The following is a 24844-nucleotide window of genomic DNA, read 5'->3' as shown; positions in this document are numbered from 1 at the left end:
ACTTTTCTTTGGGAATTTCAAGGGTTGACGTTGGTTTTATAAACTGCCGCTTCGCTATTCCTTTGGATGCCTATGGGGGAGCCGGACCTCAAGAAAGGTCTCATAGTAAAGGAGCCCTTCGCGAGCTTAATCGTTGAAGGGAAGAAGACATGGGAGATACGGAAGTCTCGAACCAAGGTGAGGGGTGAGATTCTCATTCTCAACAGAGGAAGGGCTTTGGGAAAGGCTGAACTCGTCGAGGTTCTCGGGCCTTTCACACCCGAAGAGCTCGCTGAGCACAGGGACAAGCATCTCGTTGATTTGGATTTCCTAGTGGATTACTCAAACGGAAAAGCCCTCTACGCGTGGGTTCTCCGCAATGCAGAGAAGTTTGAGAAGCCCATTAAGGTATACATTGCCAAAGGGGCCCAGGTCTGGGCCAACGTGAGGGTGGATGAAGATGAATAGCCGCCGCCTTATAGTTCCGCCTGTCTCGATTCCCGTACTTATCGTGATGTTCCTCCTCTTTGTGATTCTCTTCGTGTTCTTCTCGAGCATCGTTACGGCCGCCTTTGAGAGGCTGGGAATCCCGCCGCAGGTGGCCTATGCTCTCTTTCTCTTTGCCCTTTTTGGCAGCTTCATCAACATCCCCATAGCTGAAAAGATCTCCCACGAGCCCGTCTTGAGGGTGAGGGAGGTCAGGTTCTTTGGGATACCCTACCCAGTTCCGTACTTCGATTGGGAGGAGCGAAAGGTTATAATAGCGGTAAACGTCGGCGGCGCCTTGGTTCCTCTAAGCGTCGTCATATACGGGCTGCTAAGGACTATTTACCTCGGCCAGTTCGGGCTACTCTTCAACACGTTAGTCGCCATAGCAATCGCCTCGCTGTTCAGCAACGCCGTTGCAAAACCGGTTAAGGGTCTTGGAATAGCGATGCCGATGTTGTTCCCACCACTAATGGCAGTTATTCTGGCACTTTTCTTGGGAGACGGCAATCCCCCACTGGTGGCCTACGCGAGTGGAACGATGGGAGTTTTAATCGGCGCTGATTTGATGAACTGGAATAAAATCAAGAACCTCGGCGCACCGATGGTGAGTATCGGCGGTGCTGGAACCTTCGACGGCATCTTCCTGGCAGGAATAATTGCCGTTCTTTTAGCATGACGGTGGGTTTATAAAGCAGAGATTAAACATGGAAACGGCAAGATTTCACGGTTACGAGGTGATTGATATGATCGTCGTTGGAAGCGGTGCGGGGCACCTTGAGGAAGAGGTTAGAGCTCTCGGCGGGGAACTCGTTGAGGTTGAGATAAAGAAGTTCCCAGATGGGGAAAAATACGTCAGAGTCCTCGGCTCTGGCGATGAGGCTTTGGTGGTGCAGTCCACTTTTAAGCCCCAAGACGAGAATCTCATCGAGCTCCTTCTCATCGGTGATGCCCTCCGCGAGAGGGGGTTCACCAAGCTTAGGGCCGTTGTTCCTTACTTGGCATACTCAAGGCAGGATAGGGTCACCAAGGAGGGCGAGCCGATAAGTGTTAGGGCAATAATGAGGGAGATAGGTCTCTACTACGACGAGCTCTACGTCTTCGACCTACACAACCCCGAAACCTTGAGGTTCTTCCCTGGGAAGGCTGTTAACCTTTCTCCAGCGAGAGCAATAGCTGAGTACTTCAAGGATAAGCTCGGCGATGGTGTAGTCCTTGCCCCCGATAAGGGCGCGCGCGCGAGGGCCAGAGCTGTGGCGGAAAAGCTCGGCCTTGAGTACAGCCACTTTGAGAAGAAGCGCGTTTCGCCGAGGGAAGTGAAGATGTGGCCCGTGGATATAGACGTGGTCGGGAAGAACGTCCTCATAGTTGATGACATCATCAGCACGGGCGGGACGATGGTTAAGGCAGCCAACCTGCTCAGAGCGAGGGGGGCCGAAAAGATATTCGTTGCGGCAACCCACGGTGTCTTTGCCGAGGGCGCTATTGAGCGCGTCAGCAGAGCCGTTGACGAGCTCGCGGTTACGAACACCATACCGACGCCGGTTTCGAGGATAAGCATCGTGCCTGATATACTGGCGCTTTAACTCTTCTTCACGACCCTTTCAAATCTCTCTTTGCATTTTCTCTCGAAAACCTTCAGTATGCAACGGTAGCCTGTGAGATACTCCTCAACGTAAACGCACGTCGTTCAGTTTGTCAGGAGGATATTTTTTGAGGGGCAGTGGGACGAGTGCCAGAAAGTCCAGTATCCAGTGGCCGAGGCTTCCGTAGGTAAGCAACAGCAGGATTACCAACTCGGCCATCAGGATGAGTATGATGGATGCCATACGTGCTGGCTTCTCTCTCACGCCATGATGCTTCACCACATAACTCTGGGAGTTGAGGGAGTGGATGGGAGCTTCCCAATGGTTTATCATTTTTATGTTAAAATTTTTGAATTTTTGAAACGCTTTTTAACATCTTCTTTTTCAAAAATCTGCCCCCTCAAAGGTTTTGCAAAAATTTTTCACTGTTGGAGTTCGCCCCTATTGGGTGGAGCGCCCAAACAGGGCGCGGAACACCCAGGCGCCAGACGGCGGCGTCGGGGGGAAAGGGTGCAAAGCACCCAAGATGAACCCCGCCCTCCAGCCTGGGTCACAAGAGGTGCGCTCCCGAGGAAACGCCGAAAGGCGGACCCCTCGGGGGTAAGGCAGGCCCGACATCCCGACTAAACCCCGGACGGAATTTGGTACTTCCCGCCATGGGAAGTCCCACCGGCCGTACTCCTTGCTTAATTCCGGTTGATCCTGCCGGAGGCCACTGCTATGGGGGTCCGACTAAGCCATGCGAGTCATGGGGCGCCTTGCGCGCACCGGCGGACGGCTCAGTAACACGTCGGTAACCTACCCTCGGGAGGGGGATAACCCCGGGAAACTGGGGCTAATCCCCCATAGGCCTGAGGTACTGGAAGGTCCTCAGGCCGAAAGGGGCTTCGGCTCGCCCGAGGATGGGCCGGCGGCCGATTAGGTAGTTGGTGGGGTAACGGCCCACCAAGCCGAAGATCGGTACGGGCCATGAGAGTGGGAGCCCGGAGATGGACACTGAGACACGGGTCCAGGCCCTACGGGGCGCAGCAGGCGCGAAACCTCCGCAATGCGGGAAACCGCGACGGGGGGACCCCCAGTGCCGTGGCATCGCCACGGCTTTTCCGGAGTGTAAAGAGCTCCGGGAATAAGGGCTGGGCAAGGCCGGTGGCAGCCGCCGCGGTAATACCGGCGGCCCGAGTGGTGGCCGCTATTATTGGGCCTAAAGCGTCCGTAGCCGGGCCCGTAAGTCCCTGGCGAAATCCCACGGCTCAACCGTGGGGCTTGCTGGGGATACTGCGGGCCTTGGGACCGGGAGAGGCCGGGGGTACCCCTGGGGTAGGGGTGAAATCCTATAATCCCAGGGGGACCGCCAGTGGCGAAGGCGCCCGGCTGGAACGGGTCCGACGGTGAGGGACGAAGGCCAGGGGAGCGAACCGGATTAGATACCCGGGTAGTCCTGGCTGTAAAGGATGCGGGCTAGGTGTCGGGCGAGCTTCGAGCTCGCCCGGTGCCGAAGGGAAGCCGTTAAGCCCGCCGCCTGGGGAGTACGGCCGCAAGGCTGAAACTTAAAGGAATTGGCGGGGGAGCACTACAAGGGGTGGAGCGTGCGGTTTAATTGGATTCAACGCCGGGAACCTCACCGGGGGCGACGGCAGGATGAAGGCCAGGCTGAAGGTCTTGCCGGACACGCCGAGAGGAGGTGCATGGCCGCCGTCAGCTCGTACCGTGAGGCGTCCACTTAAGTGTGGTAACGAGCGAGACCCGCGCCCCCAGTTGCCAGTCCTCCCCGCTGGGGAGGAGGCACTCTGGGGGGACCGCCGGCGATAAGCCGGAGGAAGGAGCGGGCGACGGTAGGTCAGTATGCCCCGAAACCCCCGGGCTACACGCGCGCTACAATGGGCGGGACAATGGGAGCCGACCCCGAAAGGGGAAGGAAATCCCCTAAACCCGCCCCCAGTTCGGATCGCGGGCTGCAACTCGCCCGCGTGAAGCTGGAATCCCTAGTACCCGCGTGTCATCATCACGCGGCGAATACGTCCCTGCTCCTTGCACACACCGCCCGTCACTCCACCCGAGCGGGGTCTGGGTGAGGCCTGATCTCCCTTCGGGGAGGTCGGGTCGAGCCTGGGCTCCGTGAGGGGGGAGAAGTCGTAACAAGGTAGCCGTAGGGGAACCTACGGCTCGATCACCTCCTATCGCTGGAAATCCGTCCGGGGGGTTTAAGGGATGTCGGGCCTGCCATCCGTGGGCCGGTAGCTCAGCCTGGGAGAGCGTCGGCTTTGCAAGCCGAAGGCCCCGGGTTCGAATCCCGGCCGGTCCACCACGAAGAGGTGCACATCCCGAGCACAGCTCGGGGTGGAAGGGTCCTAGGCTCCGAACAGGGGTCACGATGAGGACCGTGCATAGGTGGATTGACCCAAAAAATGCCCAGCCCTCTAAGTAGAGGGTAGAAAACCTAAGCCGCCTGGTGGATGGCTCGGCTCGGGGCGCCGACGAAGGGCGTGGCAAGCTGCGATAAGCCTCGGCGAGGCGCAGGCAGCCGTCGAACCGGGGATTCCCGAATGGGACCTCCCGCGGCTCTTGCCGCACTCCCAGTCGGGAGGGGGAACGCGGGGAATTGAAACATCTTAGTACCCGCAGGAAAAGAAAGCAAAAGCGATGCCGTGAGTAGGGGCGACCGAAAGCGGCATAGGGCAAACTGAACCCTCTGGGGAAACCCGGAGGGGATGTGGTGTTGTAGGGCCCTGCGTCGGAGCCTCGAGGGTGAAGCCGAAGTCCGCTGGAACGCGGCGCCGTAGAGGGTGAAAGCCCCGTAGGCGTAAGCCCTCAGGCTCCTGCAGGGTTCCTGAGTACCGTCGGTCGGATATCCGGCGGGAAGCTGGGAGGCATCGGCTCCCAACCCTAAATACGTCCCGAGACCGATAGCGAACTAGTACCGTGAGGGAAAGCTGAAAAGCACCCCTGGTAGGGGGTGAAAAGAGCCTGAAACCAGGCGGCGATAGGTGGGTGCGGCCCGAAAGGGTTGAGTCTCTCCGAAGGAAACCGCGGCGACGCGGGAGTACGAGGGGAGAGGACCGGGGTTGCACCGTCCGTCTTGGATCACGGGGCAGGGAGTTCACGGCCGTGGCGAGGTTAAGGGGGTTAAGCCCCGAAGCCACAGGGAAACCGACAGGTCCGCAGGCGCTTGCCGAGGGACGGGGTGTGAAAGCGCCCGGAGTCACGGCCGTGAGACCCGAAGCCGGTCGATCTAGCCCGGGGTAGGGTGAAGTCCCTCAACAGAGGGATGGAGGCCCGCTAGGGATGCTGACGTGCAATTCGCTCCCGTGACCTCGGGCTAGGGGTGAAAGGCCAATCGAGGCCGGCGATAGCTGGTTCCCGTCGAATTATCCCTCAGGATAGCCCGGCCGGAGGTAGGTGGTGGGGTAGAGCACTGATTGGGGGTTTAGGGGGAGAAATCCCCCGGCTCCCTGTCAAACTCCGAACCCACTACCGCCGTAGATGGCCGGAGTAGGGGGGCGGTGTAAGCCGTCACCCGAGAGGGGAACAACCCAGACCGGGGTTAAGGCCCCTAAGTGCCGGCTAAGTGTTACTCCAAAGGGTGTCCCTGGCCTTAGACAGCGGGGAGGTAGGCTTAGAAGCAGCCATCCTTTAAAGAGTGCGTAACAGCTCACCCGTCGAGGTCAGGGGCCCCGAAAATGGACGGGGCTTAAGCCGGCCGCCGAGACCCCGGCGCACGGACCGATTGGTCCGTGATCGGGTAGGCGGGCGTGCCGATGGGGTGGAAGCTGGGCCGTAAGGTCCAGTGGACCCGTCGGTATTGTGGATCCTGCCGGGAGTAGCAGCATAGCCGGGTGAGAATCCCGGCCGCCGAAGGGGCCAGGGTTCCACGGCAATGATCGTCAGCCGTGGGTTAGTCGGTCCTAAGCCAGCCCGTAACTCGGAGCTGGCGAAAGGGAAACGGGTTTATATTCCCGTACCGCGGTGGTAGATGCGGCAACGCAAGCCCAGAGGGTGACGCCTCGGGGTAGGCGGACCGGTCCACAAGGCCGGCTAAGCGTATAAGCCCGGGGAGTACCGTAATGGTGAGAACCGGGTGAAAGCGCGAATGGCCTCCCGTAAGGGGGGTTCCGCCGATCCCTGGGGCCCGTGAAAAGCCCTCTGGGAACGATCCACCGCGACCGTACCGAGAACCGACACTGGTGCCCCTGGGTGAGAAGCCTAAGGCGTGTCGGGGGAAACCCAGCCGAGGGAACTCGGCAAATTGGCCCCGTAACTTCGGGAGAAGGGGTGCCTGCGGGTGCGCAACTCGCAGGTCGCAGTGACTAGGGGGGCCCGACTGTTTAGTAAAAACACAGGTCCCAGCTAGCCCGAAAGGGTTTGTACTGGGGCCGACGCCTGCCCAGTGCCGGTATGTGAAGCCCGGGTCCAACCGGGTGAAGCACCGGTAAACGGCGGGGGTAACTATAACCCTCTTAAGGTAGCGAAATTCCTTGTCGGTTAAATGCCGACCTGCATGAATGGCGTAACGAGGTCCCCACTGTCCCCGGCTGGGGCCCGGCGAAACCACTGCCAGGCGCATATGCCTGGGACCTCCGGTGGGAAGCGAAGACCCCATGGAGCTTTACTGCAGCCTGCCGTTGCCGTACGGCGGGGGGTGCGCAGCGTAGGCGGGAGGCGTCGAAGCCCGTCCTCCGGGGCGGGTGGAGCCGTCCATGAGACACCGCCCACCCTCTGCCGTACGGCTAACCCCAATAGGGGGACAGCGGTAGGTGGGCAGTTTGGCTGGGGCGGCACACCCTCGAAAAGGTATCGAGGGTGCCCTAAGGTCGGCTCAGGCGGGTCAGGAATCCGCCGTAGAGTGCAAGGGCAAAAGCCGGCCTGACTGGACCCGTAACAGAGGCGGGTCCAGCCGCGAAAGCGTGGCCTAGCGAACCCCTGTGCCTCCCCGGTGGGGGCCAGGGATGACAGAAAAGCTACCCTGGGGATAACAGAGTCGTCTCGGGCGAGAGCCCATATCGACCCCGAGGCTTGCTACCTCGCTGTCGGCTCTTCCCATCCTGGCCCTGCAGCAGGGGCCAAGGGTGGGGGTGTTCACCCATTAAAGGGGAACGTGAGCTGGGTTTAGACCGTCGTGAGACAGGTCGGATGCTATCTACCGGAGGTGTTGGCCGCCTGAGGGGAAGGCTCCCCCAGTACGAGAGGAACAGGGAGCCGCGGCCTCTGGTCTACCGGTTGTCCTACAGGGCATAGCCGGGCAGCTACGCCGCGTCCGATAAGGCCTGAAAGCATCTAAGGCCGAAGCGGTCCCCGAAAATAGGCGGCCACTCTCAGGCGACAGGGGGTCGGGCGACCGGTCCTTTGCCTGGGACGAGGGCTCGGGAAGAAGACCCGTTTGATGGGGCGGGGGTGTAAGCGGGAAGGGAAACCGACCCGTTCAGCCTGCCGCTCCCAACAGCCCGAGGTTTCTGCCCTCGAAAGGAGGGCTGGGCATTTGATAGGTCAATCCGCCTATGCACGGTCCTCAAAGTCTTTAACTTCTCGCGCTTCTGTGCACTTCAATTGCAATCGTTAAAACTTGCCTGTGGATTCTAACCTTGGCTACATGATCGTGGAGATGTCTCTCTTCTAAATCCGCCCTGCGAGTTCTATGGTGATTATCTCATTGATGTCCATGTGAAGAACTCTACCGTTTCATGGTATCCGTGATTTTCTCGAATGAGCGAGCGCTTTATTCTGAGTATAGCCAGCTGGAACCTCGAAGAAAAAGTCTGGTCTATTCTCGAGGGCTTCGGGTTGTGGGATTACTTTTTCCCAAAAGAGCTTCCATCGATTGGCCACGAAATCGAGGGAGCGATCTGCATAGATGACAGAACATTCCACACTGATAAAATCCTTTTAAAGGTTCATAACGTTGATTTCATCCATATGTGGGTGGACGTTGATGGGTTGACGAGCTGAAAAAATTGTTGGAGGGTTCGTGATGGAGCTGCTCGTAGTTACGGACAAGTGTATTGACTACGACGGCTCTGCAATCCAGAGCCACTGGGCCTACCGAAACTTTGGAATACTTGGCAACTCACTCGTCGTCTTCAGGGGGAAGTGCGACGTCAAGGTCGAAGAGATGATAGATATTGAAGATTTACGGGCAAAGAAAGAGATCAGGAGCGACGACATGGTGCACTACATCATTGAGGTTTTCGACTTTCCCAACGTCCTCTTGGCCTCAACCCTTCAGAAGCTCTTCATAGCCAAGCTATGCGAAGTTCTTGGTGGTTACGGCATCAAAACCGTTAGGAAAGGTGATGACATCTACGTGAACGGTAAGAAGCTTAGCATCTCTATAGCCACGGTTTCACCTGTCAGCATCAAGATTCACATCGGCATCAACGTCGAGGCGAAGGGGATTCCCAAGGGCATCGATGCCATCGGCCTAAAAGAGATTGGAATCAACGATGTCGATGGCTTCATGGATAGAACTGGAAAGGCCCTCGTTGAGGAGTTCAAAAAGGTAAAGAAGGACAGTCTAAAAGTCAGGTGGGCGAGCTAAAACGCTAAAAAGAGGACGCTTCCCACGAGTGGAACGGCCAAGTTGTCATCCACGTAGGGTTGGTACTCTGCAAGCATCAGAATTCCCGCCCATGCTATTTTCATTATTGCTCCCGCATCGAGCAGTGCGAAGGCTATTATCGCGGCAGTTACTATGTAGCCGAGGCTTCCGGTCCAGTGCTTCTTGAGCTTGACGTTGAAACCATGCCGTTTGAAATAGTGATGCCTGATTATTCCTGTAACCCCGTCACTTACTGCCATGGCCAAAAGCAGGGCCGTTGCATACTCTTGGGGCAGGAAAAACGCAACAGCTGAAGCGGAGAATGCGAAGAAGACCTCCCCGTAGTTGTGCTTGATTTGGTACCACGAAAACTCACTGTTCTTCAGGTGTGGCCAGAGCTGAACGGCGCCGAAGATAAATGCTGCGGCACTAAAGACTTCCTTCGGGATCAAGCCCGGGTAGTACATCAGGACAGCTGGAACGATGCTGAAGTGGATGATTTTCCTGTTGATCCATGCATAGTCTTCTCCGAGATGCCGTGTTATCCATATCGCGGCTAGTATAAACGTCGCGGCGATTACTGTGTAGATGAGCCATGGGACCATGTGATTCCACCTGAAGTTAAAAATGAAAGAATGTTAATATGCTTTTCGCTCAATGCCTTAGTGTTTTTAGCTAGCTGCCGAAAGCCGAGCGGACTCTTCTGAGACCCCAATATCTCCTCTAGATTTTCCTACCAGCTCATCGTAGAGTCCCTGAATCTTGACTCGAGGTGCAGTCGTTGAGAGTTTCATCGCTATCTCCACGGGCTTCCCATCCTCCCAGACTATTCCGACTTTTAGACCTGCCTTCGTTTCCTTCCTCTTTTTGAGGCCGAGCTTCAGATAGCGCAGCCTCTCGGAATCCACGCCGTTTTCTTCTGCCTTCTCCCGGAGGTACTCCTCCGCCAGGGTTAGCCCGTGGAGGCCGAGGGCGTAGCCGAAGACGGGAATTCCGATGTCTTTTCGGCTTCTCCCCTTGTAGGCGTAGACTTCTATTCTCCTTCCTGAACCCTTTGACGCCAGGTAGAACCCTTTCGGCTCCTCACCATTGAACTCCCCCAGAAACTCCATGAGCTCCTCGCAGGCTGAGAACGGCATTGAAAAGCTTGCTCACATCCCCCATACTCTAGGGGGCACTGAGACGAAACCCATGTCCTCCAGGTGGTATTCGAGCGGCTTTACCGTCATCCTGACAAAGCCCTTTTCGTTGACGCCCACCCCTAAGATGCTCCTCTCGGGCGGAAGCTCCACGAACTTTCCATCCCCAGGAAACTCCTTCGCCATGAGGAGCCTGGACTTCCTGATCTTTCTTCCCCTGGAAAAATCTGACGCAACAGGAAGGGGTGTTCTTATGCCGCTCTCTTTATCGTAGGGCACCTTGAATCCTGCTTTGAGCAGTTCTTCTTGTCTCTCCAACGAGGCCGGAAAGAAAACCTGCATCCTTTCCAGCCCAAACTCCATCTAAAGACCCCCCCATTATTTTTACGTCCCAAAGTTGTTTACTACCAAAGTTTTTAAATTTTTCCGTCGTGAAGTTATTATTATCTGGCGAACTTAAACTTAAAAGCCCCTCCACCAAGCTATCTCGGGTGAAAAAAATGGTGCACTGGGCTGACTACATGGCTGAAAAGATTATCCAAGAGATGGGAGACAAGGAGGAGTACGTGGTAGAGAGCGGCATAACCCCGAGCGGTTACGTTCACATAGGCAATTTCAGGGAGTTTTTCACCGCCTACATTGTTGGTCATGCCCTCAGGGACAGGGGAAAGAAGGTCAGACACATTCACATATGGGACGACTACGACCGCTTTAGGAAGGTTCCCAAGAACGTTCCGAGCGAGTGGAAGGAATACCTCACCATGCCTGTCCGTGAGGTTCCAGACCCCTGGGGCTGCCACGACAGCTATGCCGAGCACTTCATGAGCCTCTTCGAGGAAGAGGTGGCCAGGATGGGCATCGAGGTGGATTTCCTATACGCCAGCGACCTCTACAAGTCCGGCGAGTACGCCGAGGACATACGCCTGGCCCTTGAAAAGCGCGGCGAGATAAAGGCCATACTCGACAAGTACCGCGAGAGGGCCAAGCAGCCGCCTCTCGAAGAGAGCTGGCAGCCTGTCATGGTTTACTGTCCCAAGTGCAGAAAGGAGGCTGAGTTCGTTTCATGGGACGGCGAGTGGAAGGTAGCCTATAAGTGTTCCCACTGCGGAAGCGAGGGAGAAACGGACATCCGCGAGGGCAACGTCAAGCTCCGCTGGCGCGTTGACTGGCCGATGCGCTGGGCCCACTTTGGCGTTGATTTTGAGCCCGCTGGGAAGGATCACCTTGCGGCTGGGAGCTCCTACGACACGGGCAGCGAAATAATGGAGAAGGTCTTCGGAAAGCCTGCCCCCCTAACGCTAATGTACGAGTTCGTGGGCATAAAGGGTCAGAAGGGCAAGATGAGTGGAAGCAAGGGCAACGTTATCCTCCTTAGCGACCTCTACGAGGTGCTCGAGCCAGGAATAATTCGCTTTATCTACGCCAAGCACAGACCCAACAAGGAGCTCAAGATAGACCTTGGCCTCGGTCTGCTCAACCTCTACGACGAGTTCGACAAGGTTGAGCGTATCTACTTCGGCCTTGGGAAGGCCAAGAATCCTGAGGAAGAGGAGGAGCTAAAGAGAACTTACGAGCTTTCGATGCCGAAGGTTCCCAAGAGGCTGGTCGCGCAGGCACCGTTCAGGTTCCTCGTTAACCTTGTTCAAATGCCACATCTCGACGAAAGCGGTATTATCGAGGTCCTCAAGAAGCAGGGCCATCTCCCGGATAAGCTCACCGAGGAAGACCTCGAGAGAATTAGACTCAGAATCTGCTTGGCTAAGAATTGGGTCGAGAAGTACGCGCCGGGGAACGTTAAGTTCTCAATCCTCAAAAAAGTCCCCGAGCTTGATCTTAACCAGGATATCCTTGAAGCGATGGAGGAAGTCGCTGCATGGCTCGAAGCCCACGAGGAGTTCACCGTCGACGAGCTTAACAACGTCATCTTCGATGTAGCTAAGAAGAGGAACATAAACAGCAAGGAGTGGTTCAAGGCGCTCTACAACGTTTTCATCGGTAAGGATCGCGGTCCCAGACTTGCCAGCTTCCTAGCTTCACTCGACAGACAATTCGTGATTAGGCGCCTCCGTATGGAGGCCTGATTTTTCTCCCCTTTTATTGAGTCCCGCCACTTTTCTACTGCTTTCCTGCGCTGGGACTGTTTGACCGCCAACATTGCCCTTCTTAATCTTTAAAAACATCAAGATAGTACAGCATTAGGTGGTCCAAATGGAGTTCAACCTTATAATTACTGGCGTGGGCGGTCAGGGGGGATTGACCCTCTCGCGCATAATTGGAAACGCCGCGATGAAAGAAGGCTATAACGTTAGAATTGGAGAAACCCTTGGAATGAGCCAGCGTTATGGTAGCGTTCTCTCATACCTGCGTTTTGGTGAGGAAGTTTATTCCCCCTTAATTGAAGAAGGGAATGCCAACCTCATGCTCGCCCTTGAGCCGGCCGAAGCTTTGAGGAACGCCCGCTTCCTCGGTAAAGAGAGCTACGCAATAATCAACGCCCACCCGATTCACACCGCGACAACCCTCGTAGGCAAGGAGAAGTATCCCTCCCTTGAGGAGATAGAGGCTGCCCTAAGAAGGGTATGCCCAGTAGACGTGAGGAACTTTCAGGAGGAAGCTGACAAAATCAACCCGAGAACCCTTGGCGTCCTAATGCTCGGCTACGCTTACGGAAAGGGCCTGATTCCCCTCAAGAAGGAGAGCATCATGGACGGAATAAGGGAGACCCTCAGGGAGAGGCTCTGGGAGATAAACTTCAAGGCTCTCAAAAGGGGTATAGAACTCTCCCGCTGAGCTTTCTACTTATTGTGCTTGATGAAGAATGAGTAGAAGATTGCCGTTGCAACGATGTACAGGAAAGCTGTAGCGTAGAAAGGATAGCTTAACGACATGCCGAATAAAATGCCTCCTAAGTAATTCCCACTTCCTCTCATGAACGTGGAGAAAGCCCTCCTTATGCCCGAAGCGGTGGCTTTTTCTTCGGTGTTGAAAAAGCCCATCATGAAGGAGTCGTTTATCGGCCAGACTATGTTCATCAGTATGGAACGGAGGATGTAGAGTGACGCTGCCAGGAGGAACGTCTCTATTGAAGGGAATATGATGAACAGAAAGGCTGCCGTGCTTTGAAAGAGGCTTATGACCTTTACCGGACCTATCCTTTCAACGAGTTTCGGCAGTCCGAAGGAGCCAAGGCTCATGGTGAGCTGCTGGATGAAGAACACCCCACTTATTGATGTGAGTGTTGTCCCGAAGCGGAGCTTGAAGTACAGGCTCATATAGGGAATTGTTATTCCTGCGCCAAGGCCTATCAGGGCGCTGGGCAGGGAAAACTTGAGTATTTTGACGACCAGCTCGCGGTTCCAGTTTATCTTGGGGTTCCTCACGGGAACGTCGTGAATAATAACGAGTGCTGGTATGACGAGTACAAACTGCAGGAGCGCGAGGGAAACCACAAGTCTGTAGGCGATGTCCTCAGTTATGCCAAGGCTGTTAATGAGAAAATCTGGAGCAAATCCCGCTATCAAAACTCCCACTGCGTTGAAGAGGGTTCCCAGGCCAAAGCTTATGGAGAATGCGTGGTGCCTCTGCTCATCGCTTACCTCCTCGCTTAGGAGTGCTGAGAAGTTGGGCTGTCTGAGACCCATGTTGGCGCCAACCAAGAAAAAGCCGAGGGCGAGTACGTAATAGTTAATTGCAAGCACCTGGAGAAGCCGCCCCGCTAATCCAAGGATGGCGCTCAATATGAGGGTTTTCTTGTAGCCCAATCTTAATGAAATCTGGCCGGCAGTGAGGAAGAAAAGCCCCCCGACCAGCGTTTGGATCGAAAAGAACGTTCCCATCTGTGCCATGTCATACCCAAGTGCCGCTAAGTAAAAAGGCATTATGAAAATCGAGAACTGTAGGAACAGCTGTCCAGCCGCGTTGGCTCCTATGAGTATCTTTGCGTCCCTGCTGTATCCCTTGAGCATGGTCGAAATGTGAATCTTAGCGTTTATAAGATTATCGAAGTGAAGCGTTTTATACATATCCAGCCGACTATATATTGGCAGGTGATCTCTATGGAGTTCAGAAAGATTCAATTTACCGGCAGGAGCTCATACATAATCTCGCTGCCAAAGAAGTGGGTTAAAGAACACAGTCTAAAGCAGGGCGATGTCGTTCCCCTTGCTCTGAATCCTGACGGCAGCATAACCATCTTTCCAAAGGAGCCAAAGGAGGTAAGTGAGAAGAAAATCTTATACATATCCAAAGAATACTCCCCTGACATGGCCGTTCGTTTGGTCATCTCTGCCTACATTCAAGGCTATGATATCCTTGAGATTCACTTCGCCGAGGAGATGCCCATCTACAAGGTCAAGATAAGGAAAGTGCTCCAGAGCCTTCCAGGGGTTGAGATAATCCTTGACGAGCCCCAGAAGATGGTCGCCAAGAGCCTGCTCGATGAGGAAGAGGTTAACCTTGCGGAACTGCTTAGCAGGATTCGCTCGTTGATAATCTCAATGCTTGGAGACCTCGAGCTTCTAATATCTTCCCCCAGCGAGGAAGAGATCCTGAGGGACATAAACGATTTGGAGAACGAGCTAGATCGCTTTTACTTCCTCATAATACGCGCAGTGAACAGAATCCTCACGAAGCGCGGCGTCACTGAGGAGAGCGGCATAATCAAGCGCACCTTCGATTTGCTTGGCATACTCTTCATAGTTCGCAACATCGAGCGCATAGGCGACCACATAATGCGCATAGCGGAGAACCCCAGTGAAATCAACGTTCCTTACCTGAAAGAGAAGTTCAGCCAGATGATGGCACAGATCGAGGAGAGGGACCTAGGCAAGATAGACAAGCTGATGCTTGAGCTGAAGGAGGAAATAAGTTCCATCGACCACCATCAGTCCATAGCCCTCGAGAGCTACCGCAGGATCCTCGAATATCTTGAGAACATAGGGGAAACGATAATCAACATGGCCCTGAGCTGAGGTTTCAATCTTTTCGTTTCCATAACCCTTTTAACCGTTCGAGGCCCATTACCTACGGTGGTTTTCATGGTCGCAATAATAGTTCACGGCGGTGCCGGTACGATTAAGAAGGAAGATCGTATCCCAAGGGTCATCGAGGGTGTTAGAGATGCTGTTCTTGCTGGCTGGCGCGAGCTCAAGCGCGGCTCTGCCCTCGATGCCGTTGAGGAAGCGGTTAAGGCCCTCGAAGACAACCCGATTTTCAACGCCGGAACCGGCTCCGTTCTGACCCTCGATGGAAAGGTCGAGATGGACGCTGCAATAATGCGTGGGAAGACTCTCGAAGCCGGTGCCGTCGCTGGGATTTGGGGAGTCAGGAACCCGATAAGCGTCGCGAGGAAGGTCATGGAGAAGACTGACCACGTCATCCTCAGTGGAGAGGGGGCAGTCAAATTTGCCCGCCTTATGGGCTTCGAGGAGTACGATCCAAGAACCGACGAGAGGCTGAAGCAGTGGGAGGAGCTGAAGAAGAAGCTCCTCGAGACTGGGGAAGTTAAGCACTGGAAGAAGCTGGGCGAGCTCATCAAGGGATACCCTGAGGTGCTGAGGAGCACCGTTGGTGCCGTCGCTTTCGACGGAGATGAGGTAGTTGCGGGGACTTCAACGGGTGGGATCTTCCTCAAGATGTTTGGCCGCGTTGGGGATACTCCTATAATCGGCGGTGGAACCTACGCCAACGAGGTCGCTGGGGCTTCGTGCACCGGCCTCGGGGAGGTGGCAATAAAGCTCGCCCTGGCCAAAAGCGCCACCGACTTCGTCCGCCTCGGCATGAACGCTCAGGCCGCCAGCGATGCCGCTATAAGCCTCGCCACGAAATATTTCGGCGCTGATACTATGGGCATCATAATGGTTGATTCCCGCGGAAATATTGGCTTCACCAAGAACACCAAACACATGAGCTACGCTTTCATAAAGGATGGCATGAACGAACCTCAAGCGGGGGTCTGAATGGGAAAGCAGGACATCTGGTTCCTCCACGCTTCGACGTTTTTCTTCTTCCTCGGCATGGCGGTAGTGAACCCTCTAATCTCGCCCCTCGCCATCAACCTCGGTGCGGATCCTTTCATCGTCGGAACCCTAGCGGCAATTTCATCGATAGTGGCGCTCGTCTTCAAGCCCTTTGGGGGAGTTTTGGGTGATAGGGGACTGCGCTTCCAGGTTATGGCGCTCGGATCGTTCTTTGGGGCGCTCGCTGGCGGTTTTTACGTCACTTCCATTTTCTTGGGCAGCCTAACGATCTTCGCCCTCGGTAGGGCTCTTCACGGCTTTGCAATGGCCCTCTTTTTCCCCTCTTCCCTATCCACCGCCATAGACATGGCTCCAGAGGGCAGGGTTGGCGAGACCCTTGGTTGGCGTGGAATGATGTTCTCCTTTGGCAACCTCATGGGGCCGGCATTGGGTGGCTTTGTCGCTGATTTACTTGGATTCCAGGTGGCTTTCGTATTGACCGTAATCCTCTCTCTCCTCGCTATTGGGTTTGTTCTCATCGCCCACTCTCGGATCAAGGGAGAGGTAAGTCTAAGGTTCCACGAGAGGTATGATAAGCCGAGCTACAGGGCTCTCCTAAGGCCTTTCTTCGTGGCGGCTTCGCTTGCCCTGTTTTTCATGTCTCTTGCCTACGGCGGGCTGAACACATTCCTTCCCGCTCTCTACAAGTCCCTCGGCTTTGGAACTCGCGTCTTTGGCATTTACGCCAGTATAATGGGTGGCGCTAGCCTTCTGACGAGAGTCATCGGGGGCAAAGAGGCCGACAGACGCGGTCCTCTTCCCGTGACGGCCGTTGGTCTCGGCGGTGTTCTTGTTGCGTACGTCATCCTCACTTTCTACACTAGCCCCCCCGTTTCTTACGTCAGCGCTGCCCTTCTCGGCGCGGGGTTTGGCCTGGCGGTCCCCTCACTCCAGATGATGGCTCTCGCGAGCCTGCCGAGGAGGATAAGGACCTTTGGCTCTGGTATCTACACGATGTTCTTTGACCTCGGCTACCTTACCGGCCCGATAGTCCTCGGCTACATCGCCCAGCTCAAAGGGTACGCCGCGATCTTCCCGCTGTTGCCGCCCATAATGTTGCTGTCCCTCCTCATAGCCCAGCTACCAAGGTTTTTAAGGACTGGTGAAGAGGCCAGTGGGGGATGAGCATGCTGATAAGGGTCTCGTACGGCACGGCTGTAGCTATGGGTTTAATCAAGGCTAAAATGCTTGCAAGGCCTCATACTGCTTATCTGATGACGTATCACGAGGGCCGTTGCAGAAACAACTGCGCCTTCTGCCCCCAGGCGAGGGAAAGTAATGCAGATTTGAACAGGCTCTCCCGCGTGACCTGGCCAGCCTTTGAGCTGGAAACCATTGTGGAAAAACTTCGCGATGGAAACTTCGCTCGAATATGCCTCCAGACCATTGACTATCCCGGTTTGGTCGATGACGTTTTTACAATCCTCGAAGGTCTCCAGCCCCTCGGCCTTCCGATTTCCCTCTCGATAACGCCCGTTGATAAAGAAACCCTTGAGAGGTTTAGGGAGCTCGGAGTCGATTACATCGGCGTCGGCCTCGACGTCGCGAGCGAGAGGCTTTATCCTGAGATAAAGGACTCCACCTATTCCTGGGACGATATGTGGCGCTTTACCAAGGATGTCATAAGTATCTTCGGCGAGGGCAAGGCTTTTGTGCACATCATTGTAGGCCTTGGTGAGACGGATAGGGAAGCCCTTGAGACGATAGCAAGGGCTTATTCGATGGACGCGGAGGTTTCCCTTTTTGCATTCACACCCATCAGGGGGACGCGCCTTGAAAAGGTTGAACCGCCGAACTTCAAGCGTTACAGACGCATTCAAGTGGTCCACTACCTTCTGAAGGAAGGAATAGTCGAGTTTCATGACCTTGAATTTGATCGAGATGGTGGCCTCATAGGTTTTGGAATCTCAAAGGGTGAACTGGCTGAGATCCTTCCGGTGGAAGTTTTCACTACTCACGGTTGCCCCGGTTGCAACAGGCCCTACTACAACGAGAGGCCGAAAAAAGAGCCCTACAACTTCCCGTTCATTCCGGAAATGGAGTACGTGAAGAGATCCCTGGACATTATTCTTTGAGGGCCTCAATTATCTCTCTGAACTCCTTCAGCTTGAAGTCTTCCTTCACTTCTTCGCCCCTCGCGAGCCTCACGAGGGCACTCACGAAGGAGTGGAGCTCTTCATCGTCTTTCACGAGGCTGAGGGTAATGTCCATATTCTCGGGGAGTTCCCCCAGGCGGTTCTGCCTCTTCATGATGAAGAGGATATCCCCAAGCCTTTTGATACCGGAGAGGTAAAGGTCCCTATTTGGGGCGTTGTATATTCCCCTTATCGCGCACTTAACGGCTCCACGGTAGTTGTTCTCCTGGATGAATACGTCGGCCATCCTGAAGCAGGCCTCGAAGTAGAACTCCGGCTCGGTCTTGCGAGCCAGCTCCATTATCTCATCCAGCTTTCTTTTGGCGGTCTTCAAATCCCTAGCGTTCTCGGCTTCTATGGCCTCTCGGAAGAGTTTAACTATCTTCTCCCGCCGGTTCAGCGGTTCGAATTTAATTGCCATTTTTACCACCTCTGCTCATGAGCCATGCTTCATAAAATTCTCTCCATATCTCGCCAAAATCCCTCTCAACCCGCCATCTCCTTCTGAAGGCGTTGAGCAGTACGGTTATGTCTCTTTTTAGGTATTCAAGGCTCTCTGGATAGGCTGTCGGCAGGTACTGCGGCCAGTCTATGATTAGGATGTCGTCATCGTTGGTTAAAACTATGTTGAACTCGCTCATGTCTGAATGCACCATGCCGAAGCGGACTATCTTGAGGTATTCCCCTAGAACCCGGTCGAGTATACGTGAGGCTTCCTCGGTGGTCAGATCAGTGTCTCTCAGCTCGGCCAGCTCGGTTCCCTCGATGAACTCCATCACTATGACATGTCTGTTCCAGCTTATGGGACGTGGAACCCTTGCGATTGGCGAGAGGAGCTGCAAAGCTTCATACTCCCTTTGGGCAACGAGGCGCGAAACGTAGAGCCAGCTTATGTGGTGCTTGTCTATGAAGTCCCTACGGTAGAGCTTTACTCTCGTGAAGCTCGTTCTTCCAATTCTGTTGAACTTTACGGCAACCTTCTCGCCGCTCGGGGTTAGGGCTACGTAAACGTCGGCCTCTTTTCCAACGCCTATCTGCGTTGTGCTGATGGCCTCGATAACTCCCCTCTTCGAAAAAGTTCTGATGGCTAGGACATCGTAGCCGTGGATCGTGAGCTGGTAGCCGATGTAACCTATGTCGCTCCTTCTCCTCACCAGCCCCCAGTTGTCGAGCTTTCCGAGGCGGAAGGACGCAGTTTCTGCATCCACCCTAGCGAACCTTGCCACGTCCTCGAGCGGCACCCACTTGTGATGGCGCATGTTCAGCTCTACCCCTCTGAGTATGCGGAAGTCTAGGTCTCGCAGGTTCGGATAAGCCTCAAGTGCCAACAGTTTGCTTACCATCTCTTCTCCCTAAAATCGCTCGGGAACAGGACTTTATAAACGTTAGTCGGCATTTCCGTCCATTGAGTGGGCAATTCTGCCGACAATCTTTTAAGCGCTCAGTTCTTTATCGAAACCATGCGCCGAAGGCTCTTGCTCCTCCTATCCCTTGGCTGGATATTCAACTACGCGCACAGAATGGCAATTTCGCCCCTCATACTGATGATAAAAGGAGAATTAGGGATAAACAACGCCGAGGTTGGCCTTCTGATGACCTCCCTACTTCTTCCCTATGCCCTCATCCAGGTTCCGGCCGGTTACCTCGGTGACAAAATCGGAAGGAAACGCCTCCTCGTGATAAGCATAATCGGCTACTCTGTCTCGTCCGCACTCATAAGCTTTGCCAAGCATTACTGGGAACTTCTCGCGGTTAGGGCGGTCTACGGTTTCTTCTCCGGCCTTTACTACGCCCCAGCTACAGCTTTGATAAGTGAGGTCTACCGCGAGAGGAAGGGGTCTGCCTTGGGAGTCTTTATGGTGGGCCCACCCATCGGGAGCGGCATGGCACCCCTGATAGTCGTTCCCATAGCCATTAACCTAGAGTGGCGCTATGCGTTCCTTGTCCTCTCGGCTATGAGCTTCGCCGTCGGTCTCGCCCTGGCTTTTGCTATTAAGGGTGAAGTCTCAAGGCCGAGCAAGGTCAGTTTCTCTATCCCCAAGAACGTCTCCCTTCTCAGTGTGGCGAACTTTATAGTCCTCGCGGCTTTCTTTGGCCTGCTCACATTTCTCGTCTCATTCTTCATAAACTCTGGTGTTTCGCTTGAGACAGCCTCACTATTCTTTTCCTTGCTGTCTGTTGTTGGAATAGCCGGCTCGCTTTTTGGTGGTGAGCTCTACGACAGAGTTGGAAAGAGGAGTATTGAAATAGTGTTCGGTCTCAACGCCCTCTTAACCTTCATCCTAGCCATTACGGCATCCCCCTGGGTTGTACTTCCTCTTGGGTTGAGTTTCTACTCCGTGGGGGCGATAGTCACCGCGTACACATCCGAAAAGGCCAGTGGGGCGAACATGGGCTCAGTGATGGGCTTTGTTAACATGGTCGGCTTCTTTGGAGCGACGGTGGGTCCTTATCTCTTTGGCCGGTTAATCGATAGTTTCGGCTATGAGAATGCTTTTCTTTCGATCCCGATCATGTATCTTCTCGCCTGGGCGATAATCAAAGTGGGAGGAAAACTGGAGAAAATGGAAGAAAGCGGCGTCAGCCGTACATGACCTCGTGCATGGCTATCTGCTGGGCGAGCCTCTGCTCCGAGCCAAAGACCTTCTCGATAGCTTTGAGGAAGTCCTCCTGAGTAACGTACTCGCGCCTGTCCCTTATGGCAAACATTCCCGCTTCAGTGACTATGGCCTTCAGGTCTGCACCGCTCGCCCCTTCGGTCATCTCCGCGATTGTCCTAAGGCTAACGTCCTTGAGGCTCATTTTCCTCGTGTGCACCTTGAGTATCTCGAGCCTGCCCTTGAAGTCTGGCAACGGAACCTCTATGAGCCTGTCGAATCTTCCTGGCCTGAGCAGTGCTGGGTCAAGGATATCTGGCCTGTTGGTCGCTGCAATGATCTTGACGTTGCCCCTCGGATCGAAGCCGTCCATTTCTGCAAGGAGCTGCATGAGAGTCCTGTTGACCTCCCTCTCGCCACCGGTGGTCTCGTCCATCCTTTTTGCTCCAATGGCATCTATTTCGTCGATGAATATTATAGTTGGAGCCTTCTCCTTGGCCAGCTCGAAGAGCTCGTGGACAAGCCTTGCACCATCTCCAATGAACTTTCTTACTAACTCGCTTCCGACAACGCGGATGAAGGTCGCGTTGACTTCGTGGGCAAGGGCCTTTGCCAGGAGGGTCTTTCCACATCCCGGCGGGCCATAGAGGAGAACGCCCTTAGGTGGATCTATTCCGACCTTTTCGAAGAGCTCCGGATGCTTGAGTGGGAGTTCTACAGCCTCCCTCAGCTCTTGGAGCTGCTTCTCGAGGCCGCCTATGTCATTGTAGCTGACCGTTGGCCTTTCGATGACCTCGAAGCCGAGAACGCTTGGATCCTTCTGGCTTGGAAGGAGCTCTACGATGGCCATTGTCCTCTGGTCAAGGGCAACTCTCGCTCCAGGCTTCAGGTTTTCCCGCTCCACCCACGGAGCGATTCTAACGACGAAGCGGGGTCCGTTGTAGTTCTGGACTATTGCCCTATCTTCATCGAGGAGCTCTATCAGCGTCCCCGCGAAGGCAGGAGGCTGCCTTAACCTCGACATCTCCATACGTAAGCGTGAAAGCTCCCTCTCCAGTCTCTCCTTGTCGGCCTCAAGCGTTCTCACCTGGAGCTCAAGCTGCCTAATCCTGCGCTTGAGATACATGACGTAGTCATCGTACTCCTCTGAGGGTTTAATCTCAACGTCTTCAACACTCATAAGTTTCACCTCTCTCCGGGTTCAATTGTGTAGAAGAGCCTTTTTAACTCTATCCATTGTGGGGTTATATTGGATGTACTATTTCATATACTTTTTGATTTGATGGTGATTCAAAACGATATGCAGGAACTTCTCTACGAAATTCTTATTAATTTTAAGTGTTAATTTTGTTAGTGGTAGGTTATACCTAGGGGTGATGTAATGAGGGTTGAGATAAAATTCAGGCCCGCTGAAGAAGGCACTGTTCTTCCGTTCAACTACAACTATGATGTTTACACTCAGCTCATCGAAAAAATGGCAGTAGTTTCTCCTGAGCTTGCTCGTGAGGCCAGGGTCAGTCATGTTGACTATCTCACCTTCTCCCGCATAATGGTGAGAAAGCGCGAGCTGATACCTGACAAGGGAATAAGAGTTCTCTCAGATGATGTCTCACTCTACATATCCTCTTCGTCGAGTGAAATTATAAAGGCAGTGGTTGTGGGTTTCATTGATAGTCCCATTCTTCAAATAGGAGATGCTGCCTTCATAGCTGATGATATAAAGATGCTTAAGGAGCCTAAAATAAAGAATGAAGCTCTTTTTTCTACTCTCAGCCCAATCATGGTCAGGACGGTCAAGTTGGGCAGTAACAATATGAAGATATGGGATCTTTATCCAAATGAGAGGGCCTTCTTCGAGAAGCTCAGGAAGGTTATGCTGATGCGCTATTCGGCCATAATGGGGGCGATGCCTGAGGATAAAGATTTCACAATAGATGTCATCAAGTTCAAACCCGTTAGGATACTCGTCAAGGATACCTACTACCGCGGCTCTCTGATGATATTCCGCTACCGCGGTTCCCTTGAAATAGCTCGCTTTGGCTACGAGAATGGCTTTGGGGAGAAAACGAGGTATGGCTTTGGCATGGTTAAAGTGATAGACGAAAAACCAAGACGAGAAGACCAAGAATAGCCTCAATGAACCATACTATAGCGACCAGCTTTGGCTCTGTTACTTTGACTTTTCTCATTATCATCCCCAAAAAGCTTGGATACGGGGGAGCCTGAAGGGTCCCATCGGGGCGGACGGTCGTTCTTCCGTGCCTGCGGACTCCAAAACGTACCCCCATCGCTTTTATGATGAAGTCGAGGAAATGAGGTATAAGGAGTACCGCTGCGTAAGCCTCGACTTTCCCTATAATTCCTATTAATCCTATAAGAGCCCCGACGCTCAGTGTTCCAGTATCGCCGGGAAAGACTCTTGAGGGGTATCTGTTCCACCACAGGAAGCCGAGAGCAGCACCCATTCCAGCTAGTGCGAGCAGTCTAGCGTTTCCTTCGGTTATTAGGGATAGAAAGAAGAGTGCTACCGCCGAAGCGCCAATCTCGAGCCCGTTGAATCCGGCGAGCATGTTCACAAGGTTCGCGGAACCGGTTACGAAGAGCACCGTGAAGATTGGATAAAGAACCCCTAGGTTGAGCGAAAAGCCGAAGACATCAATCTCCGATGAAACCCCAAGAAACATAGCGGGGATGGAGACGAAGAGCGAGAGGATTACCTTGTGGAGCTGTCTGAGGTTCGTCAGGTCATCTATAACTCCAACGATCCCGAAGAGAAGGAAAACAATTAAGGCCATTGCGAGCTCTTCGTTCATGAAGGGCGAGAGCGCCACAGGAAGCGCCAGAAGGATAGTGATTCCCCCCATCTCGGCTACGTCTGGCTGATCGGGTTTGTGGATATCCCGTCCGGTTATCCCTGCCTTCTTCATTCTCCTGGCAACGTACGGCGTGAGGATGAGAGTTAGGGTTAAACCTATAAGAGGAGCGGCCCACATCATACTAAGCACACCCACAGGTGTTACGGCTGCCTAGAAATAAATCCTTCGGTGGAAGCTATGGACATAAGGCTGGTGGTCTTTGATCTGGACGGAACGCTAATAGGAGCCCCAAAGCCCTTCTCTGAGGTGAAGGAGGAGCTGAAATCAAGATTGCTCCAGATGGGCATCCCAAAGGAGATAATGGGGAATCTAACCCCAATGTACGAGAATCTCCATAGGATAGCGAGGGAAACCGGGGGGAGCTTTAAGGAGCTTTACTCAATAATGGTTGAGCTTGAAGTGGAGCGGATGGAGAGGAGCTTTCTCTTCAAGGGAGTCATGGATGTTCTGGAGTTCCTAAGGGCAAAGGGTATTCCTATGGCGATAATGACGAGGAGTTCCCGTGAGGCAACGATGAAGGCCCTCGAGATGCACGGCATTAAGGACTACTTCTCGCTGATATCCACCCGAGACGATGTTCCGGTCGGGGAAGTCAAGCCAAATGCTGGCCAGCTTGAGAGGATAATTACCGCCTTCGGCGTCGAGCCAACTAAGGTTCTCGTCGTTGGGGATCACGGTTACGATGTAATCCCCGCTAATGAGCTCGGTGCCCTGAGCGTTATGATAACTGGCCACAACGCCGGAAGGATGAGCTTCAGCGTCGAGGCAGAGCCGAGCTTTGAGGTTGAAACGATTAAAGAGCTCCCTCGACTGCTGGAGAACCTGTTAAGCACCTACATCGTAGTTCCGGCCTACAACGAAGAAAAAACCATCAGCGTGGTTCTCGACGACCTTTTGCGCTACTTCCGGGCAGAGGAGATAGTCGTCGTCAACGACGGTAGCAGGGACAGGACTGCCGAGATAGCCCGCTCAAAGAATGTCCACGTGCTCACTCATCTCGTCAACCGCGGACTCGGAGGGGCATTAGGTACGGGCATTAAATACTCCCTCAGAAGGAGCGCGAGGTTAATCCTAACTTTCGACGCCGACGGCCAGCATCTTGTTAGTGATGCTCTTCGCGTTATGAAGCCAGTCGCTGAAGGCAAAGCGGACTTTGCGGTGGGTTCAAGACTCAAGGGCGATACAAGTCAGATGCCATTCGTCAAGCGCTTCGGCAACTTCGTTCTCGACGCCATAACCGCGGTCTTCGCGAGGAAGTACGTCAGCGACAGCCAGAGCGGGCTTAGGTGCTTCAACCGTGAGTGTGCGTCAAAAATAACGATAACCTGCGATCGCTATGCGGTTTCGAGCGAGATAATCATAGAGGTCTCGAAGAACGGCTGCAGGATTGTGGAGGTTCCTATAAAGGCCGTCTATACCGAGTACTCCATGAAGAAGGGTACGAACATTTTGGAGGGGGTTAAGATAGCTCTTAACCTGCTGTTTGACAAACTGAGGTGA

Annotated in this window: 23 protein-coding genes, 1 tRNA gene and 2 rRNA genes; 17 read left to right on the top strand and 9 right to left on the bottom strand. The window is 54.1% G+C overall.

The window, feature by feature from the left end; all coding sequences use genetic code 11:
• Window positions 1-66: 66 nt before the first annotated feature.
• The 3 genes from A7C91_RS02640 to A7C91_RS02630 all read left to right on the top strand — a co-directional run bounded on the left by A7C91_RS02640 (window position 67) and on the right by A7C91_RS02630 (window position 2051).
• Entirely contained in the window at window positions 67-447 is a 381-nt protein-coding gene (locus tag A7C91_RS02640) for an ASCH domain-containing protein (protein ID WP_234394437.1), read from the top strand.
• Window positions 440-1144: a DUF1614 domain-containing protein gene (locus A7C91_RS02635; RefSeq protein ID WP_068664661.1), complete on the top strand. Its 705-nt coding sequence runs from the start codon at window positions 440-442 to the stop codon at window positions 1142-1144. Before A7C91_RS02640 ends, A7C91_RS02635 begins: the two co-directional genes overlap by 8 nt.
• A gap of 67 nt (window positions 1145-1211) precedes the next feature.
• Window positions 1212-2051 (top strand): ribose-phosphate diphosphokinase, encoded by an 840-nt coding sequence (locus A7C91_RS02630; protein ID WP_068664659.1) that lies wholly within the window; start codon window positions 1212-1214, stop codon window positions 2049-2051.
• Between the two features lie 84 nt (window positions 2052-2135).
• Here A7C91_RS02630 and A7C91_RS11050 read toward each other — a convergent pair whose 3' ends face one another.
• Entirely contained in the window at window positions 2136-2384 is a 249-nt protein-coding gene (locus A7C91_RS11050; protein ID WP_199920090.1) for a hypothetical protein, read from the bottom strand.
• A 356-nt stretch (window positions 2385-2740) separates the two neighbouring features.
• Here A7C91_RS11050 and A7C91_RS02625 point away from each other — a divergent pair.
• From A7C91_RS02625 to A7C91_RS02605, 5 genes are all read left to right on the top strand, one after another.
• Window positions 2741-4227 (top strand): 16S ribosomal RNA (locus A7C91_RS02625).
• A 52-nt stretch (window positions 4228-4279) separates the two neighbouring features.
• Window positions 4280-4356: transfer RNA gene (locus tag A7C91_RS02620), tRNA-Ala, on the top strand.
• A gap of 120 nt (window positions 4357-4476) precedes the next feature.
• Window positions 4477-7505: ribosomal RNA gene (locus A7C91_RS02615) — 23S ribosomal RNA — on the top strand.
• The 16S and 23S rRNA genes sit together here with 1 tRNA gene alongside, the layout of an rRNA operon.
• A gap of 243 nt (window positions 7506-7748) precedes the next feature.
• Window positions 7749-7991 (top strand): hypothetical protein, encoded by a 243-nt coding sequence (locus tag A7C91_RS12290; RefSeq protein ID WP_324609503.1) that lies wholly within the window; start codon window positions 7749-7751, stop codon window positions 7989-7991.
• Between the two features lie 22 nt (window positions 7992-8013).
• Entirely contained in the window at window positions 8014-8580 is a 567-nt protein-coding gene (locus A7C91_RS02605) for a DUF366 family protein (protein WP_068664657.1), read from the top strand.
• Here the strand turns inward: A7C91_RS02605 and A7C91_RS02600 are convergent.
• The 3 genes from A7C91_RS02600 to A7C91_RS12280 all read right to left on the bottom strand — a co-directional run bounded on the left by A7C91_RS02600 (window position 8577) and on the right by A7C91_RS12280 (window position 10082).
• Window positions 8577-9185: a diacylglycerol/polyprenol kinase family protein gene (locus A7C91_RS02600; protein ID WP_068664655.1), complete on the bottom strand. Its 609-nt coding sequence runs from the start codon at window positions 9183-9185 to the stop codon at window positions 8577-8579. The two genes, A7C91_RS02605 and A7C91_RS02600, sit on opposite strands and share 4 nt — an antisense overlap.
• Window positions 9186-9251: 66 nt before the next feature.
• Window positions 9252-9692: a hypothetical protein gene (locus A7C91_RS12285; protein WP_324609502.1), complete on the bottom strand. Its 441-nt coding sequence runs from the start codon at window positions 9690-9692 to the stop codon at window positions 9252-9254.
• A 39-nt stretch (window positions 9693-9731) separates the two neighbouring features.
• A complete protein-coding gene (locus tag A7C91_RS12280) occupies window positions 9732-10082 on the bottom strand; it encodes a hypothetical protein (RefSeq protein ID WP_324609501.1) in 351 nt (116 codons plus the stop codon).
• Between the two features lie 137 nt (window positions 10083-10219).
• Between A7C91_RS12280 and lysS the strand changes: the two genes are divergently transcribed.
• Together lysS and A7C91_RS02585 are read left to right on the top strand one after the other, a co-directional pair.
• Complete coding sequence (gene lysS, locus A7C91_RS02590; protein WP_068664654.1) at window positions 10220-11800, top strand: lysine--tRNA ligase; 1581 nt, start codon at window positions 10220-10222, stop codon at window positions 11798-11800.
• A gap of 127 nt (window positions 11801-11927) precedes the next feature.
• Window positions 11928-12509 (top strand): indolepyruvate oxidoreductase subunit beta, encoded by a 582-nt coding sequence (locus tag A7C91_RS02585; RefSeq protein WP_068664652.1) that lies wholly within the window; start codon window positions 11928-11930, stop codon window positions 12507-12509.
• Between the two features lie 5 nt (window positions 12510-12514).
• Here A7C91_RS02585 and A7C91_RS02580 read toward each other — a convergent pair whose 3' ends face one another.
• Window positions 12515-13684 carry an MFS transporter gene (locus A7C91_RS02580; protein WP_068667373.1) on the bottom strand — a complete coding sequence of 390 codons (1170 nt, stop codon included), beginning with the start codon at window positions 13682-13684 and terminating at the stop codon, window positions 12515-12517.
• 90 nt (window positions 13685-13774) lie between these two features.
• Between A7C91_RS02580 and A7C91_RS02575 the strand changes: the two genes are divergently transcribed.
• From A7C91_RS02575 to A7C91_RS02560, 4 genes are all read left to right on the top strand, one after another.
• Complete coding sequence (locus A7C91_RS02575) at window positions 13775-14689, top strand: phosphate signaling complex PhoU family protein (protein WP_068664650.1); 915 nt, start codon at window positions 13775-13777, stop codon at window positions 14687-14689.
• A 66-nt stretch (window positions 14690-14755) separates the two neighbouring features.
• The gene (locus A7C91_RS02570; protein ID WP_068664648.1) at window positions 14756-15676 is read left to right on the top strand and encodes an isoaspartyl peptidase/L-asparaginase family protein; all 921 of its coding nucleotides are present in this window, start codon (window positions 14756-14758) and stop codon (window positions 15674-15676) included.
• Window positions 15677-16861 (top strand): MFS transporter, encoded by a 1185-nt coding sequence (locus A7C91_RS02565; protein ID WP_068664646.1) that lies wholly within the window; start codon window positions 15677-15679, stop codon window positions 16859-16861.
• 2 nt (window positions 16862-16863) lie between these two features.
• Complete coding sequence (locus tag A7C91_RS02560) at window positions 16864-17811, top strand: LipS2 family lipoyl synthase (RefSeq protein ID WP_068664644.1); 948 nt, start codon at window positions 16864-16866, stop codon at window positions 17809-17811.
• On the opposite strand, the gene A7C91_RS02555 is transcribed toward A7C91_RS02560, so the two are convergent.
• Both A7C91_RS02555 and A7C91_RS02550 read right to left on the bottom strand, forming a co-directional pair.
• Window positions 17801-18292 (bottom strand): hypothetical protein, encoded by a 492-nt coding sequence (locus A7C91_RS02555; RefSeq protein WP_068664642.1) that lies wholly within the window; start codon window positions 18290-18292, stop codon window positions 17801-17803. The two genes, A7C91_RS02560 and A7C91_RS02555, sit on opposite strands and share 11 nt — an antisense overlap.
• Complete coding sequence (locus tag A7C91_RS02550) at window positions 18282-19214, bottom strand: serine/threonine-protein kinase RIO2 (protein WP_068664640.1); 933 nt, start codon at window positions 19212-19214, stop codon at window positions 18282-18284. Before A7C91_RS02550 ends, A7C91_RS02555 begins: the two co-directional genes overlap by 11 nt.
• 117 nt (window positions 19215-19331) lie before the next feature.
• On the opposite strand from A7C91_RS02550, the gene A7C91_RS02545 reads away from it, so the two are divergent.
• Entirely contained in the window at window positions 19332-20465 is a 1134-nt protein-coding gene (locus A7C91_RS02545) for an MFS transporter (protein WP_068664638.1), read from the top strand.
• Here the strand turns inward: A7C91_RS02545 and A7C91_RS02540 are convergent.
• Window positions 20452-21648, bottom strand: coding sequence for a proteasome-activating nucleotidase (locus tag A7C91_RS02540; protein WP_068664636.1), 1197 nt, complete (start codon window positions 21646-21648; stop codon window positions 20452-20454). The two genes, A7C91_RS02545 and A7C91_RS02540, sit on opposite strands and share 14 nt — an antisense overlap.
• A gap of 201 nt (window positions 21649-21849) precedes the next feature.
• Here A7C91_RS02540 and cas6 point away from each other — a divergent pair, with 201 nt between their 5' ends.
• Window positions 21850-22599 carry a CRISPR-associated endoribonuclease Cas6 gene (cas6, locus tag A7C91_RS02535; protein WP_068664634.1) on the top strand — a complete coding sequence of 250 codons (750 nt, stop codon included), beginning with the start codon at window positions 21850-21852 and terminating at the stop codon, window positions 22597-22599.
• Here cas6 and A7C91_RS02530 read toward each other — a convergent pair.
• Window positions 22556-23464, bottom strand: a complete 909-nt coding sequence (locus tag A7C91_RS02530; RefSeq protein WP_068664633.1) for an MraY family glycosyltransferase — start codon at window positions 23462-23464, stop codon at window positions 22556-22558. The two genes, cas6 and A7C91_RS02530, sit on opposite strands and share 44 nt — an antisense overlap.
• Before the next feature lie 57 nt (window positions 23465-23521).
• Here A7C91_RS02530 and A7C91_RS02525 point away from each other — a divergent pair, with 57 nt between their 5' ends.
• Window positions 23522-24844 carry a glycosyltransferase gene (locus A7C91_RS02525; RefSeq protein WP_068664631.1) on the top strand — a complete coding sequence of 441 codons (1323 nt, stop codon included), beginning with the start codon at window positions 23522-23524 and terminating at the stop codon, window positions 24842-24844.

The sequence above is a fragment of the Thermococcus piezophilus genome, assembly GCF_001647085.1.
Taxonomy (GTDB): Archaea; Methanobacteriota_B; Thermococci; order Thermococcales; family Thermococcaceae; genus Thermococcus; species Thermococcus piezophilus.
Note: the sequence above shows the minus strand (reverse complement) of the source record. Positions and strands in the feature narration are given on the sequence as shown.